The sequence below is a fragment of the Pandoraea sp. genome (assembly GCF_041919235.1).
Lineage (GTDB): Bacteria > Pseudomonadota > Gammaproteobacteria > Burkholderiales > Burkholderiaceae > Pandoraea.
Genome location: NZ_JAYRUC010000033.1, coordinates 19,835 through 35,283 on the forward strand (window position 1 = coordinate 19,835; position 15,449 = coordinate 35,283).

Below are 15,449 nucleotides of genomic sequence, written 5' to 3' on the forward strand. Positions count from 1 at the left end.
CGGGCGTCTGCCCGAGGTGAACCATGAAGCGATCCTATCAAGTGGTTGACGTTTTCACCCATCGACCCTTCCGGGGCAATCCGGTCGCAGTCGTGCTGGATGCGGATGGGCTCGACGAACAGGAAATGCAAGCGGTGGCGGGCTGGACCCATCTGTCGGAGACGACATTCGTGTTACCGCCGAGCACGCCGATGGCCGACTACCGATTGCGGATCTTCACGCCGCGTAGCGAACTCCCGTTCGCGGGACACCCGACGTTGGGCAGCGCACACGCCGTGCTTGCCACGGGCAGGGCGGCTGTTCGTGCCAATGGCACGCTCGTGCAGGAGTGCGCAATGGGTCTCATCGAAGTGCAGACGGCTCCGGGACGCGGTGAATCCGGACTTGCTTTGCGTCTTCCGCCGGCGACCGTCACCGAACTGACGCGAGCGGATATCACGGCTTTGCAGCAGATCCTGAACGTGGAGATCGAGCTTGACGCTGTGCCGGCCATCGTTGATGTCGGGCCCGCATGGATTGTGGCCCGACTCGCGAGCGCTGCGGCCGTTGTCGATCTTCGCCCCGACTTTGCCGAACTGGCGCGATTCGAGCGGCGTCTTGGCGTGACAGGTGTGACCGTCTTCGGCAAGCACGATCAGGGTGACGCAGACATCGAAGTCCGCACGTTTGCGCCGTCTTGCGGCGTCGACGAAGATCCGGTGTGCGGGAGCGGTAACGGCAGCGTCGCGGCTTTCCAGTGGCTTCGCGGCCTTTTGCCGGCATCCGGGCAACATTACGTGGCAACGCAGGGACGTTGCGTCGGCCGGGACGGGCGCATCAGGATCGATGTAGACGGCACCGGCAACGTGCACGTTGGCGGATCGTGCGTCACATGCATCGACGGCACGCTCCACGTTTGAGTTTGTGGCGGGCAACGTCGTAAATTTGAAACGCGAACTGGCGAGCGACGGTCAGCGCAGCGGGGATGCCGATCGCGTCATTGTCGAACGGGCGCGAGGGCCGCACTGAAGGAGCGACCACGCCAAAGTGCCAGCCTGTACTATTCACGCACTCAAAATTCCGAATTCTGTGTTGCCCCCGATGAGAAAGACGCCCACGCGGAAAGCGGACAGTCATACGCGGCTATGGACCTTTCAACATATTGCGCAGTTAAACGCCTTGCTACGAGATGGCGTGCTTTATGGGGATTGGCGCAAGGTCGATCCAAATTGTGAGGAAGCGTATCGGTACATGTGTCGAGTTATGCAAAAGCACGGATTGGATTGCGGGGTTGCGCCTCCGATTTGGGCATGGCACTCCTGTTGGGGGGCTGGGAAAGCGCCCGATAGTGCGGTTGCGGCGCAGCTTCTGAGTCTCGCCGAGCTTGCCGAAAGCAACATCGTATTGCTCTCGCTCGAGTGCCCCGATGACCAGTATTTGCGCTCCAGTTACGGCCAATGGTGCGATCTGGTCTACTTTCCGTCACTGGAGGAGGAGGGTAGTTGCATTTTGGACGAGGCGCGGCTGGACGACGATGAGAAAGCGGACCGAATATTTGGCATGAATTTCGCCGCCATCGACGATGACCTGGTTCAAGCAACCCTGCCTGTTGTCCGCAAAGAATGGCTGAGGCAGGTTCATCGTGTCGAATTGGACGGAGGCGATCCGCATAACATCGGCGTCCGGTTCAGGCGTCTTACCGATGCAGTCGACACGGACACGCCATCCTGTCGTTCTATATTCGCGTCACGGTGAGCGTGGTGCGACGTGGTGCGACGTGGCGCGCGAACTGACCGTCAAGTGCGCCCGCCGCGCACTATCGATTTGGGTGCAGGTCCGATTGAACGTCGGATGCAAGAAGCGCCTTGGCGTCAGGGCGGGGGCAGGTCACCGACGCACTCAAATGAAGTTCTGGTTACTGTCTGCAACGGGCGAGTCCACGCCGGATTCCGGGCTGAGCGGCATATCGTGCCCCGCGTCAGCGGCGTAAGTCTCTCCAACGGTCCTGATCCACTCCATTTGGGTAACGCGCCGACGAGCACGCTCGGGGTCGCGATTGGTGAGCGCGACGACCAGGGCTTCGCACACAGCGAGCGCCGGAACCTTGGTATCGATGACCGAAAACGGCTGCGCGTGGCACTTGAGCGTGACATCGGCGAATGTGCCAATCGGTGATGTCCATTCGTCAGTGACCAGGACGATGCGCACGCCCAGACGTTTAGCTGCACGGGCGTATTCAACGACGCTGCGTTGGTACCGTCGAAAGTCGAAAATCAGGAGGACATCGTTTGGCGTCATATCGACGAGTGCCTCACCCGCGCGCGACACGGATGGATCGATCTGACGAACGTTCGGCCTCACGTAACCCATCATGTACGCGATGGCAGAGGCGAGGAAGGCGGTATAGCGTCCGCCCCCGCAAAAAATTCGGCCGTTTTCGCTGGAGAGCAGATCTACGGCATGACGGAATTCGATGGGATCGAGTTTATCGGCCGTGTCTTCGGTTGCCGTCGCCAGTTGGCGTAACGTGTTTGCCGAGTGGTCTTTATCATGCGCCTGACTGTGAAAAGCGCTGATACGGGCGAGCGGCGTGTTCATTGCCGTGTCGATTTCTTCGAGCAACGCTTGTTGGAAGGCAGCGTAACCACTGAATCCAAGTTTGACGACAAATCGAAAGACGGTCGGGTCGCTAACGCCAACATAGTTCGCAACGTTGGAGATCGAACTCAGACCGAGGCTCGGATACTTGTCGAGCAAGGCCTTCGCGACTTTTTGTTCCGACGGCGTGAACGAGCCCATTCCCGATGCCAATGACGCTCTGATGGATGACTTCATCTCCCCCCCCGATGCTGGTTCATGACTGTCTGGCAGCGCGCTTTCCACGCACCGGTTCATACGCGCGGCTTCTGCGGGAACGATCTTACGGTGCCCCGTTGTGGATCGCAAAGACACCCCCATGAGTGTAATGAACAAAACATTTCATTACCATTAGTCACATTAATGGCGCACTCAAACCAAACAAAATTAGCGGGTTAACGCTATATTTTTGCAAAAAATCCGGCGTGATAGCATGCATCTCGTCATGAATGTAATAAACGATACAACAATGCGCCTGCCGACGAGTGTCATGTCAGCCGTTGTTCGGGCCATCGTATTGCCCCCTAACAGTCGGAGACTCTCATCCATGAGGCGAATTCTTGCTTTCGCGTTCTTGTCAGCCCTGCATTTCCAAGCGATGGCCGCGTCGGTACCTGCAGTCGAAGCCGAGAGCGGCATGGTCGTAACTTCACAGAGTCTGGCGACGGATATTGGCGTGCGGATACTCAAGATGGGAGGCAATGCCGTCGACGCGGCCGTTGCCGTGGGTTATGCGCAAGCGGTCGTCAATCCGTGCTGCGGCAATATCGGCGGCGGGGGCTTCATGACGATCCATTTGGCCGATGGGCAGGACCGGTTTATCAACTTCCGTGAAACCGCGCCGGCGGCGGCGTCGGCGGACATGTATCTGGACGCCGACGGCAAGGTAAAGCCAGGGGAAAGCCTGTACGGATATCGTGCCGTTGGCGTGCCTGGCACGGTCGCCGGCATGGACCTGGCGCAACGCAAGTATGGCAAGTTGACGCGCCAACAGGTGATGGCGCCTGCGATCAAGCTTGCCCGCGACGGGTTCGTTCTTACGCGCGCCGACACCGACATTCTGGACACGACGATTGCGCGCTTTCGCACCGATCGCGATGCCGCGCGCATCTTCCTGCGCCCCGACGGCACGCCTTTCCAGCCTGGCGATCGTCTGGTGCAAAAGGATCTGGCCCGCACGCTCGAAGCTATTTCACGCAACGGCCCGGACGCGTTCTACAAAGGGCACATTCCGCAGGTTGTCGAAGCCGCATCACGCAGGAACGGTGGCCTGTTGACCGCGAAGGATTTTGCGTCGTATCGAGCTAAGGACACCACGCCACTCAAATGCAGCTACCGGGGCTACGACTTCATCTCGGCACCGCCGCCTAGCTCCGGTGGCGTGGCGCTTTGCGAGACGCTGAATATCCTGGAGGGTTACGACCTGCGCTCGATGGGCTTCAATTCGGCCGCGACGATCCATTACATGACCGAGGCGATGCGTCACGCTTATGTCGACCGAAACACACTGCTTGGCGATCCGGCGTTCATCCGGAATCCGATCGACAAGCTGATCAGCAAGGAGTACGCGGCGAGCATCCGCAACTTGATTTCGGCGGACAAGGCCACGCCATCGAAAGACGTACAGCCGGGCATGGCCGTGCACGAGAAGCCGGAGACGACGCATTACTCGATCCTCGACAAGGACGGCAATGCCGTCTCCACGACGTACACGATCAATGGCCGCTTTGGCGCTGTCGTCATTCCTCCGGGGACAGGCTTCTTCCTGAATGACGAAATGGACGACTTCACTGTCAAGGTCGGTGCACAGAACCTGTATGGACTGGTGCAGGGTTCGCGCAATGCGATTGCGCCGGGCAAGCGTCCGCTGTCGTCGATGTCGCCCACGATCGTGACCAAAGACGGCAAGGTGTTCATGGTTCTGGGTTCGCCGGGAGGGTCACGCATCATCACGATCACGCTGCAAACGGCACTGAATGTGATCGACTTCGGCATGACGCCGTCGGACGCGGTCGATGCGCCGCGCATTCACCATCAATGGTTGCCGGACGAGGTTTATTACGAAGCGCAGGGCCTGTCGGCCGACACGCTCGAGAAGCTTCGCGCGATGGGTTACAAAATGGTCGAGCAAACGCCCTGGGGCGCGGCGGAGCTCATCATGGTCGGCCTGCCGGGCACCGAAGCGGCCAGCCGCCAGAGTTCTGGAAATGACTCGTCCGTATCGGGCAATGTCCGCCCGGGATTCATCTACGGCGCCAATGACCCACGCCGACCGGCCGGGACGGCCGTCGGCTATGGGGAGGCGAAACCTTCTGTGCGACCGAAGGCTGCTGGCGCGCGTGTCCGCGCAAATACGCCCGCGACGGCCCATTGAGGTTACGAACGATCGATCACCCTGAAATGTGACATCGTTCGTGCCGCCCTTCGCGCCGTCGCAATCTCGACGGTTGCCCAGGCACAGGAGAGCGGCAGCCTCGCGAAGATCGGGGGCACCGGCGATATCTCGCTGGCCTTGATGGATCGCCGAGCATAGTCAGTGCGTCATGCCGAAGCGGAAGGAGTCAATCCTTCCGCTTTTTGTTTGGGCAAGACAAGTGGAAGAGGGCAGATCATGGCGCGCGGTCTCAATCGTTGAGCGCCCAGCGCCAAATACGACGCCGGTGAACGGATCGAATACCTCGCCGCCGGGACCGAAGAACGTCGTCAGCTACGTACTGGGCCGTCAGCCCAAGTCATTTGACTGGCGGGCTCGCAGTGCCAAGCCTCATCCGCGGAAGCAAGCGCCGCAAGACGTGTTTTTGGCCGCTCGTGAACAATTGAACCAGATCACCGAATCATTTCGATCTGCGAGTCAGCAATTGTCAGGGGTGATTGCACGCTGCGCTGGCCGGGAGTCTGAATCGGCTCGAGTGAAGGCGGAAATAGGAAGTGCGCGGCCATGGCCATCCGCTGCTTCGGTATCCTTTTCAATGCCATATAAAACGGTGGCCGTGAATATGTCGTAGCGCGACGACACGCTTAGGGATGCATCGCATGTGCCAATGACTGGAGGCCGCGTCAAGTGTCGTATCCGCGCCGCAACTCACCCGATTCAGTGCGTCTTCCATTAAAATCTACGCTCAGTTCAATACAGCACACCTAACAAGGTCACCGGCCGGACACAACGGCAGGGACAACAACAATATTGACCGGCGCGCTTGAGGTGTGAAGTCTCGGCGAGCGCGGGCGCAGGGGGCGCAAATGGGGCTTACGGGATTCTTGGGACTTGGTTTCGCCTTTCGGCGTCAGGCTTCCTCATCTATCGTGCCGGACGACGTTCCGGGCAGGGAACGCATCGAGCCCGGATTTCACGGCACTCGCCCCGGGGCGACCTCCGAGGATCCAGAGGCACCGCATCGCACCAGTCCACCGCCGCTGCCAAGCGAGCGTGACACTACTGCTGCGGCACAGCCCGCCATCGCCGCGAAGCCACCGCCATTGCCGGCATCTGCTATCGCAGTGCCAACGGACGACACGCCAACCGATGCCAGCGCCATGCGCCGTCTTGGTGCGCGGCTCATCGACAACTTCATTGCCGCCTGCGTTGCGGGCCTCATCGCGCTTGTAGTGTTCACCGCTAACCAGTCGTCACCGTTCGGGCAGCATGGCGATGGTCTGTCGCCGCTTATCTCCGGTCTGATGCTGAGCGCGAGCTGGATGCTCGCCGTGATGGTCGTCGACGGTGTGATTCGCGCGGTGTTCGGCAATACGTTTGGCAAGAAGCTGCTGCGCATGGAGGTTGTCGACCGGCACGGCAAATGGCTGTCGCGACGGGCGTACTTGGGCCGCAACGTCCATATCTGGTTCTCCGGATTTGGCCTGGGCATCTGGCTGATGTCCGTGATCATGCCGACGATCCAGATCTGGCGCATTGGCTCGGGCAAGCCGGCGACCTATGACGAAAACACGGGTGTGAGGGTGCTTGCCACGGGCGAGATTTCGGCGGGGCGAAAGGTCGTCGCGGGCGCACCGCTGATCATTCCGTTGGTGCTGATCGCGCTTAGCAGTTGGGCGCTGCGTGAGCAGAATCGCGCGGACGAGATCCGACCGATCGGCGCAACGTGGCAGAACCCGCTCACGCAAGAGTCCGTGGGCGTACCACTGGGCTGGGTGGACCACACGTCCACTGTGCCGCGCAATCCCAACGGCCTCAAGCCGGTGGTCGTGTTCGAGAGCGAAGACGGTTCCTCGGGCGCGCTGCTCTATCGGGTGACGATGCACCGCTCGACGACGCAGGCGCGCGCTCGTGCCTATATGGATGCCAATGCGCACCGACTCGCGTTCGACGACGGCGGCACGTTCGACACCCTTGGGCCAGCGTGGGAGCGCTGGCGGGTCCATGCGGTCACGCGCGGCGACAAGGCGCCGCGTATCGTCACCATCTTTCGCCATGATGACGATTACTGGCTCCTGGTTGCCTTCGACAAGGCCGGCGCGAAGGCCGAATCGCCGCGATTGAAGGATTTATGCGAGCGCATCGCAAGAACCATACTGGGACGACCGCAACCGTGATGAATCTAACGATGGAGGGAGCAGGGCAGAGCGCTGCTGCGGTGTGGTGGTTCGAGCATGGCGGCAATCGTGCAGGGCCCGTGACGACGGCGGAACTCCGTGGCCGGGCGCTGGCGGGCGACGTCACGCCGCAGACGCTGGTCTGGCGGGAGGGGATGATCGACTGGCAGCGGCTCGCCGACGTGCCGGAGATTGCGACGCTGATCGACGATCTGCGTCTGGCCGGACCTTGGGCGCGGTACTTTGCGCGATGCTTCGATATAGTCTTCGTTGGGGGAGTGCTCTGGCTTGCGCTCACGATTACACGCGGATTGAATCGGGGAGAAGCGCTCATGCCATCACTCGCCGAGCATGGCGTGCTGCTAACCGCGCTGTTCGTTTTCAGCCTTCCATTGATTGACGCCATCATCGCCGCAGTTTTCGGCAACACCCCGGGCAAAGCGATGCTTGGCGTTCGTGTGGTCGACGCGCGTGGCAAACGGGCATCGCTCCCTCGCTATTTCGGTCGGAATCTACTGGTCGGGGTGGTGGGATTAGGTTTCGGCATTGGCTTGATTGCGATCGGCACGCAACTCTGGCAGTTTCTGCGTGTGCGCGGCGGGCAGGCCGCCGCATATGACCTGTGGACAAAATGCCGCGTGCTTGGACGGCCGGTGACCGACTCCCAGACCATCCGCTTCATTGTCGTGGCGTTAGTCCTGTTCGGTGTGTGGCTCATCGCGATGCTGTCCAATCCGGGGATGATGCTTGGCGGCACGGACAAGTCGGCCGGGACGGCGGCCCAGGCAGATGCATCGGCCCCCATGCCTCGGGCGAGAATCGACGGTTCGGGCATGACGCCGCCAGCCCCCGTGCCCCCGGCAGATACCTCGTTCGTCTGGCGCAATCCTGTGACACAGACCGCCGTACGCATCGAGGGCATCTGGATGTACACCGAGGCGAGCAATCGCTCGGGGGACCGTATTTCCCTTTTCGCCACCGAGGACGGGCAAGCCGTCGTGACGCTGGGCGCGGACATCGCCAGCAAAACCAGCTTGTCGCAGTACGTGGCGAACTTCATGCGGGCGAATGCGGAGAAGTACGCGTTCGACAATCCGGGCCGCATCGTGCGAGGCGGTGCCGGGACGGCAGGCTCGAAATGGGTGGCCGTCGCGCGTTCGCGCAAGCAGGCCGATGCGCGCATTCAGTTTGAGGTGATTCAGCGGGGCCAGCGCTTCTGGTACCTCGCGCTCGATCTCACCAAGCCGTACGATAAGCATGCGCGCGCCGTCGACATATTGCGGGAGACGCTCCAGCGATCGATCGGGGACGGAAGAGAGAGTTCGCTATAGAGAAGCTTCAGGCCCCACTCACTCCGGAGGCTGAGCGGATTGCCAAATGTATCCCTGGAGTGAGTGAGATGATCGAGCAAATCGGTAGGAGGATTGGGAAGGGTGCGCCGGTAGCGGCTTATCAAATGCTGACCCATTTCAAAGATCAGTCTTGGAGCGCCATGAACTCGTTCGTGCATGCCGGCATCCATCCTTTGCAACGCATTTCAGACGGCTTTCCTTTGGCCTCGGCTACGCAAGTATTGCGCAACTCGAATGGGCTTTGCACAGTGACCGGAATGGCGACGGCTATCCTCATTGGCGAGGAAGCCACCACCAAATCCGTGAGCGCGATCCAGTCGGTATTCGCGGACTGCCTCCCGGACTTACTTGTGCGTTCTCAGGCTACGCCTTGAGGAAACTGGCAACTGCAAAGCACTTCCGAGAGCGCTCGTAGCGAACGCGTAGGAAGATTGCGGAGACCGGTACTGACTTTTCGGGGAAGAAAGGTCCGGTCCTTCGTTGCGAAAATGGCGACGAACTCGACTATGGAATCGGGCACAAATTGGCTGAGCAATACGTTTCGATTGGCGTGTTCCGTTGACTCGGAAACCGAGGTCGAGGTTAACACCAAGGAAAGAATTCTTAAAACGCTAGAGAAGAAAAATGAGAAGAACATTCGGGGGAATCAGCTTACGCAGTTATGCCGTCGTAATGGCCTTGTCCGCAACGCAGTGGCTCACAGCCTGCGGTGCAATGGGACCAGCATACGAGTCCGTGAGGAACGTTCCGGAAGATAAGGGGTTGGTCTACGTTTACCGATACAACCGGTTCACACTTGGTGGCCGTACCGCAAAGTTCTACCTTAATGATGTTCCCGCATTCGATCTTGACCGCAACGGGTATTCGTGGATGACGCTGAGTCCGGGGACGTATCACCTCGAGCAGCGTTGGGGGCAAGCTTGGATGGGCCCCGATATGGATCCGGCCAGAATGATCCTGACCGTGGAGGCTGGAGAGACCGTCTATGTGTCGTTCGACACCAATCGGTGCCCAGCAGAGTACGGCATGATTTGCTTCAGTTGGAAGCTTAAGCGGATGTCCTCCTATGTTGGGCCGCGTGAAATTGCGGACAAGAAGTTCCAGGAGAACTTCGGGTTGACGGAGATCAACGCGAAAGTTCGGCCGGAGTGAGTACGCCAGGTGAAAAACGTTTGCCGCACGGGGAATTGATCCTGGCACGTAGAGCTGGCCAGAAAGCAAGGGTGATCACGATGCGTCTCATTGCACTTGTCGTTGGAGTTTCCGGCGCTATCCTCGGGTTGTGGGCGGCGTGGCTTTGGTTTCAGGCTAGTCGGGTCGTGACAAAACCGGTCTGGGGTGCGTGTGAGCCAGGTGAGGCTACGGCATCGCAGGCTGGTTGGATCGCTGGGATGCTCAATGCCGGGGCAGAGTCGGCCAGGCCAAATCAGCGCGCAGCACTGGTAACGGCGCTCGCTGTCGCGCTCTCAACCGGCTCGGGGATTATTGGGCTGTTTGCATAGGAAAAGTATGAGAAGTCTATTCGCAATGGCGCTTTGTCTGTCGCTTAGCGCTTGTGTCACTGTGGTGGCGCGGGATGAACTTGCAAAGCCGAAGCACGCAGAGGCCATCGTGCTAACCGAGGGATTTTCGGATGTGACCACCCTCGGATTAACCAGTAAAACTATAGAAACGGGGGCAAATCCCGGAGTCTACCCGGCGATTGGCGAAGACTCGAAGGGGACCTATTATTTCGCTGGCGAAAAGACGCTTTGGCAACAGAGAGAAACACAGGCCCGCATATCCTTCACCGGGGGAATCTATGTCCCAAGAGACCGGAGTCAGGACGTACGCTTCTTCATAGTGAATCCAATTCCAACGAATGCTGCCAACGAGTCCAACGCACGAAAGGCGGTAGACACCATTGCTCAGAACAGAATTGTGCAAGGCGCGGCAGCGCCCGGCATGGCTCCGGGGATTGGGGCTAATGCTGGCGGCAACATCTTAGGCGGCTTGATTGTTGCAGCACTTATTCCTAACGATGCTGGAAAGATTCAGCATTACTACGTCATCGAGAATGTTGAGACAAAAGCCAAGATTCTCGCCGCCATCCAGCCTATCGATGCTTCGACAGTACGCGAATTGTCTGGAAAATGAGCTATGAGTGGGTAATGCCCTCGGAAATCCGGCGTCGGGAGAAGTAGAATTTTCTCGTTAAGAGGGAGTTCTGCAGATGAAGAAGTCAAGATTTACGGACAGCCAGATTATGGAAGCGCTCAAGCGTGCGGAAGCCGGCGTGGCGGTGCCGGAGGTATGCCGGGAGCTGGGTATCAGTTCGGCAACGTTCTATAAATGGCGCTCGAAATTCGGGGGATGGATGCTTCGATGATGTCACGTATGAAGGAGCTTGAAACGGAGAATGCCCGGCTGCGCAAGATGTACATCGAGGAAAAGCTCAAGGCAGAGGTGGTCGCAGAGGCCCTGGCAAAAAAGTGGTGAAGCCATCTCGCCGACGCGAGATGGCAAAGCGTGCTGTTCAGGAGCGAGGGCTGACGATACTTGCGGCCTGTGTCGGGTTTGGCATCAGTGAATCATGCTATCGGTACGAGGCGAAGCTCAACACAGAGAACGAAGAGATTGCCGAGTGGCTGCTGCGCATTACCGGCGCCCACCGTACGTGGGGTTTTCTGCTGTGCTATTTCTACCTACGCAATGTGAAAGGCTTTGGGTGGAACCACAAGCGAATTTACCGGATTTATCGCGCGCTGGAGCTCAATATGCGTATCAAGCCGAAGAAGCGGCTGGTGCGCGAGACGCCGCAGCCGCTATCGGTGCCCAAGGCCATCAATGAAGTGTGGTCGATGGACTTCATGCATGACCAACTGGTAGGCCGAAGGTCATTCGTTGTGACAACGGCCTAGAATACCTGAACGCAGCGATCGTGACGTGGACGCAGACGCTAGGTATCCGGCTGGAATACATTGAGCCGGGCAAGCCGCAACAGAACGCGTACATCGAACGGTTCAATCGGACCGCCCGATACGAATGGCTATCGCAATATCTGTGGGAAGATCTGGAGCAGGTTCGGCAGGCAGCGACCGACTGGATGTGGACTTACAATCACGAGCGCCCAAATATGGCATTGGGCGGTTTTACCCCGAAGCAGCGGCTGGCCATGGCCGCTTAGTTTCTACTTTTGCCGACCGTGGAAAACGGGCGCATTACCAATTGCGTCCGCAGACTATTCTAGGCGAAGGAAAACGAGGCGCGCGGTGACTTTCGGCGACGTTTGATTTTACATAATGTACATTATGCGAATCAATGGCACCAATTTTGGGTGTTGCGTTATCGCTGGTTCCCACTAGGAAAACGAACAACACTTCACGTATGATTCGGCACCATTTTGTGATTGTTCCGATGCCGTACCTGTACTTGTCACATCCCTCCGTTCCGCGGACTCTCAGAGGCCCAACACTCGTAGACGCACGTGGTGTTCCTCGATACTGGGCGAACGTCTGGTCAGCCATGTCGTTTGGACATCTGACTGCGCTTCTCCAGCACTCATGTATCCAGTGCTCGGCACCCATTCCGTTTTCAAGCTTCGGAACAGGCGTTCCATCGGGCTGTTATCCCAACAATTTCCACGCCGACTCATGCTCTGCTTGATTCGATAGCGCCATAGTCTCTGACGGAATTTTCTGCTGACATATTGACCGCCCTGGTCGCTGTGGAACATTAAATCCGTAGGCCGACCGCGTTGCTCGAACGCCATGTCTAATGCCTTCACCACCAGATCGGCGTCGGGGCTCGTCGAGAATGACCAGCCCACAACGCGGTGAGTGAACAGGTCCAACACCACGGCCAAATAATGCCAGCGTCCCTGCGCCCACAAATACGTGATGTCGCCGCACCAGACTTGATTCGGCGCCGCCACATCGAACTCGCGATTCAAGACGTTCGATCAGTAGCGCAGTAGCTTTTTTAAAATGGTCCTCTCCCTCTCGATGCGTTCAACCCGCGCTTCCATCTCCTGGATCCGCTGCTGCTCTGGCGTCATTGCAGGACTCTGAGGCGTGATGCCTCGGCGTTCCTGGTGCAGCTGTTGAACCCAACGGCGCAGAACCGACTCCGCGACCCCGACCGACCGGCTGGCATCGACGTGGCTATCTCCGGTCGAGAACTAGAGATGCGGCACTGCGCTTGAACTCAGGGGAAAAAGTACGACGTTGTTTGCTCATCAGACACCTCTTCGTGGCGAGTATTTTCGCCTAAATTGGTGTCCGGGGAGATTAGACCACTACAGTATGGCGCGACTGTACGACCAAAATTTGAGGCTTTTCCTATATTAATTTCAGCTCGCCTTCGCTAGATTCCGCGAGCGGTAGATTCCCATAAGGTTGAAACGACTGTCCGAGCCGTCGACCACTTACCTCGTTCGGCCACGGTGAACTCGCCGTCGGGTCCGTCGCATTCCACGGGAGATTCAATGATTCAGAGGCTGTCACTGCTACTTCTTCCAGTGCTGCTGGCTATAGCGGGCTGTGCCAATGGCGGCATTGGCAAACTTGGTTACGTCGATGTATCTGCCTGGAGTGCGAACTACACCGAGGACTACATCCAAGACTTCGAGATCCAGACCGTTGACGGGCAACAAACCGGGGTTGGAGGCATCCAGGTTAAGGAATTTTCGCATGGCGGCACCGGCGCGACGGAGTGCTGCGCACTGATGCCCGGCGTGGGGCAGGCAATCAAGGTGGTGTGGCGTGTGGGCGACGGAAACGACCCTAAGTCATTGTGGAAGACCTATAGCCAACAAGCAGTTGTGAAGGGAGCACCGTCCACAAACGCGAATCGGCACAGCTATCTGATTGTGCGTTTCTTCCCCTCGCGCCAAATCGAAGCAGAGTTGATCCCTGGAGACGATCCAAGGGGGGCGAGGAACCCTCGCGTCGATCAGCTATTTTCGGGGCTACGCGTGATGCGACGGATGGGGGAATAAGAATGCAAGATTGGCTAGACGACGATCCGATGGACAATCTGCGCGCCTGGAAGACGGCGACGCTCCTCTACGCTGAGGACTTCTCTGCATGCGCCACCTGTGAGCAGAAGCCGTGGATCAGTTTCTTCTTCGACGGTACCGGTAACAATCGGAAGATCGATGAGCCGTTGGAAAAGCTTTCCAATATCGCTCGACTGCACGAAGCGCATCGCGAAGAACGCCCCCTTATTCGAAAACACTACTATCCCGGCGTCGGCACGCGGCTCGATGCGAGCGATCCGAGATGGGTGGACAAGATTCGCGATAGCGAGATGCTCGGTGGCGCGATGGGCTTGGGTTGGGATGCTCGCCTCGAAAAGGCCGAGGACGATCTCCGATTCACACTAACGTCAAACCACAAGGTCAAACGTATCGACGTCGCCGTTTTCGGCTTCTCGCGTGGCGCGACTCTGGCGCGGGCATTCGTCAATCGTCTTCTCGCCAAGTGCACGTTCAAAGACAACGTACCTCACTGGCCGTGCCCGACGGCTATCGACGGGGAGTCGGCTCCGCTGCACTTCCGCTTTCTCGGCTTGTTCGACACCGTCGAGTCGGTCGGGCTGCCCGCACACAACCTGTCGAGCATGCGGACCGATATCCCGGAGCAGGTCGATCGCTGCTTACATTTTGTCGCCGCGCATGAATTGCGCGCATGTTTCCCGCTCACGCCGGTCCGTAATTCAGCAGGTTTGCACGAAGAAATTGTGTTCCCAGGCGTCCATTCCGACGTGGGCGGCGGCTATCGGCCCAACGAGCAAGCGCGCTCCGACGCGCTTGCTCGCATCACGCTAAACAAGATGCGACTTCAGGCAGCCATCAGCGGCGTGCCGTTTACTCCGCCGAGCATGGCAGGCAAGAATGTCAATGATCTATTCGAATACGACGCCGACCTCAAGTCTCTCCTCGACGAGTACAAAATGACCGTCGGCATGGGCAGCGCGCTCGAAGAGCAAGTGTTTCAGCACATGCGCCTGTACTACGGATGGCTGAAAGTGCGCTTCGGCAACGACCCATGGGAGGTCTATCGAACGGTCAGTTGTGTGAACCCGGAAGTGGATGCGCAGTTGCTGAGAATCAAGGATCTCCATCACCGCATGTCGCGTGACGCCGACACGATGAACTGGCGGGCGTGGGTGACGTACTTGTGGAATACCGACCGTAACGAATACAAGCGCACGATCGAGACGGCTGGAGGCGCGTCACCGATGACCGCGCCGCTGACTGACGAGCAACTCGCCTATTGGGATGCCTGGCTCAATCCGCCGACACTGTCCCCGAACCTCATTCGCTTCTTTGACAAGTACGTGCACGATTCTCGGGCTGGATTCATCGACGTCGACTCAAGCGGGTACCTGCGGCCTCGACGCATTATGGATGTGCCGTGGAACAATACGCCGAGCGGCGACGCTATCGCAGCCAAAGCGGCGATATTTGACGCAGCGAGATCGCCAAGGGCCGCATTTTCTCCAGGTGCCTAATAGGCAGCGCATACGTGCACGCATCAGTGCTCCGGCGCAATCATGCTCCCGTCTCTCTTGCCTAGGGTTCCAGCTCCCCGGGCCTGAGCGCGACTCCCGCGTAAGGAGAACTGGCATCGAGGGCGAAGCGGAAAGCGTTCTTCTTGTCAGTCAACACGGGAATGGGGCCATGCCAGAACAATGTTGTCTTCTGGCCCGTCAGTGTCGGAAGGTAGTTCGGCTCCACTTTCTTCTTGCTCGACACAAGTAGTAGGGGAAGCTTCTTCGCCTCATGGAGAAATCGCCTCCGGCTTTCTATGAGAAAGCTATAGTCCGCCTCTCTGACAGTTGATAACGGGGCGCTCCGTGCACGCTGATCAACCGACTTAGCACTTCAATGACTCGGCGTGAGCGAATCGATCCCGCCACATCGATCGCCAGGCATTCCCGCGTGTA

10 protein-coding genes and 4 pseudogenes are annotated in these 15,449 nt (G+C 58.7%); 11 read left to right on the forward strand and 3 right to left on the reverse strand.

All coding sequences use genetic code 11. The annotated features are described in order from the left end of the window. Positions 1-23 precede the first annotated feature (23 nt). On the forward strand, positions 24-899 hold the full coding sequence (locus tag ACE3UG_RS20725) for a PhzF family phenazine biosynthesis protein (protein ID WP_374627454.1): 876 nt from the start codon (positions 24-26) through the stop codon (positions 897-899). Positions 900-1,080: 181 nt separating this feature from the next. After that, positions 1,081-1,734 carry a DUF3841 domain-containing protein gene (locus tag ACE3UG_RS20730; RefSeq protein WP_374627456.1) on the forward strand — a complete coding sequence of 218 codons (654 nt, stop codon included), beginning with the start codon at positions 1,081-1,083 and terminating at the stop codon, positions 1,732-1,734. Positions 1,735-1,878: 144 nt separating this feature from the next. On the opposite strand, the gene ACE3UG_RS20735 is transcribed toward ACE3UG_RS20730, so the two are convergent. Further along, positions 1,879-2,862: a MurR/RpiR family transcriptional regulator gene (locus ACE3UG_RS20735; RefSeq protein WP_374627458.1), complete on the reverse strand. Its 984-nt coding sequence runs from the start codon at positions 2,860-2,862 to the stop codon at positions 1,879-1,881. Between the two features lie 301 nt (positions 2,863-3,163). Between ACE3UG_RS20735 and ggt the strand changes: the two are divergent. The 7 genes and pseudogenes from ggt to ACE3UG_RS20770 form a co-directional block, all read left to right on the forward strand. Continuing rightward, positions 3,164-4,912 (forward strand): annotated as a pseudogene (gene ggt, locus ACE3UG_RS20740) (gamma-glutamyltransferase); the annotation flags it as partial. A 1,202-nt stretch (positions 4,913-6,114) separates the two neighbouring features. Continuing rightward, positions 6,115-7,167, forward strand: coding sequence for an RDD family protein (locus ACE3UG_RS20745; RefSeq protein WP_374627460.1), 1,053 nt, complete (start codon positions 6,115-6,117; stop codon positions 7,165-7,167). Next, positions 7,167-8,498, forward strand: a complete 1,332-nt coding sequence (locus tag ACE3UG_RS20750) for a GYF domain-containing protein (protein ID WP_374627474.1) — start codon at positions 7,167-7,169, stop codon at positions 8,496-8,498. The genes ACE3UG_RS20745 and ACE3UG_RS20750 overlap by 1 nt, the downstream gene beginning before the upstream one ends. Positions 8,499-8,548: 50 nt before the next feature. Then, on the forward strand, positions 8,549-8,893 hold the full coding sequence (locus tag ACE3UG_RS20755; RefSeq protein ID WP_374627476.1) for a hypothetical protein: 345 nt from the start codon (positions 8,549-8,551) through the stop codon (positions 8,891-8,893). A gap of 250 nt (positions 8,894-9,143) precedes the next feature. Continuing rightward, the gene (locus ACE3UG_RS20760) at positions 9,144-9,671 is read left to right on the forward strand and encodes a DUF2846 domain-containing protein (RefSeq protein WP_374627462.1); all 528 of its coding nucleotides are present in this window, start codon (positions 9,144-9,146) and stop codon (positions 9,669-9,671) included. Between the two features lie 357 nt (positions 9,672-10,028). Beyond that, complete coding sequence (locus ACE3UG_RS20765; RefSeq protein ID WP_374627465.1) at positions 10,029-10,655, forward strand: hypothetical protein; 627 nt, start codon at positions 10,029-10,031, stop codon at positions 10,653-10,655. Between the two features lie 76 nt (positions 10,656-10,731). Further along, positions 10,732-11,685, forward strand: a pseudogene (locus tag ACE3UG_RS20770) (integrase core domain-containing protein). A 348-nt stretch (positions 11,686-12,033) separates the two neighbouring features. On the opposite strand, the pseudogene ACE3UG_RS20775 reads toward ACE3UG_RS20770, so the two are convergent. Next, positions 12,034-12,736 (reverse strand): annotated as a pseudogene (locus tag ACE3UG_RS20775) (IS3 family transposase); the annotation flags it as partial. 248 nt (positions 12,737-12,984) lie between these two features. Between ACE3UG_RS20775 and ACE3UG_RS20780 the strand changes: the two are divergent. Continuing rightward, on the forward strand, positions 12,985-13,497 hold the full coding sequence (locus ACE3UG_RS20780) for a DUF3304 domain-containing protein (RefSeq protein ID WP_374627468.1): 513 nt from the start codon (positions 12,985-12,987) through the stop codon (positions 13,495-13,497). Positions 13,498-13,526: 29 nt separating this feature from the next. Next, positions 13,527-15,014 (forward strand): DUF2235 domain-containing protein, encoded by a 1,488-nt coding sequence (locus ACE3UG_RS20785; protein WP_374627470.1) that lies wholly within the window; start codon positions 13,527-13,529, stop codon positions 15,012-15,014. 318 nt (positions 15,015-15,332) lie between these two features. Here the strand turns inward: ACE3UG_RS20785 and ACE3UG_RS20790 are convergent. Beyond that, a pseudogene (locus ACE3UG_RS20790) lies at positions 15,333-15,449 on the reverse strand (IS3 family transposase); the annotation flags it as partial.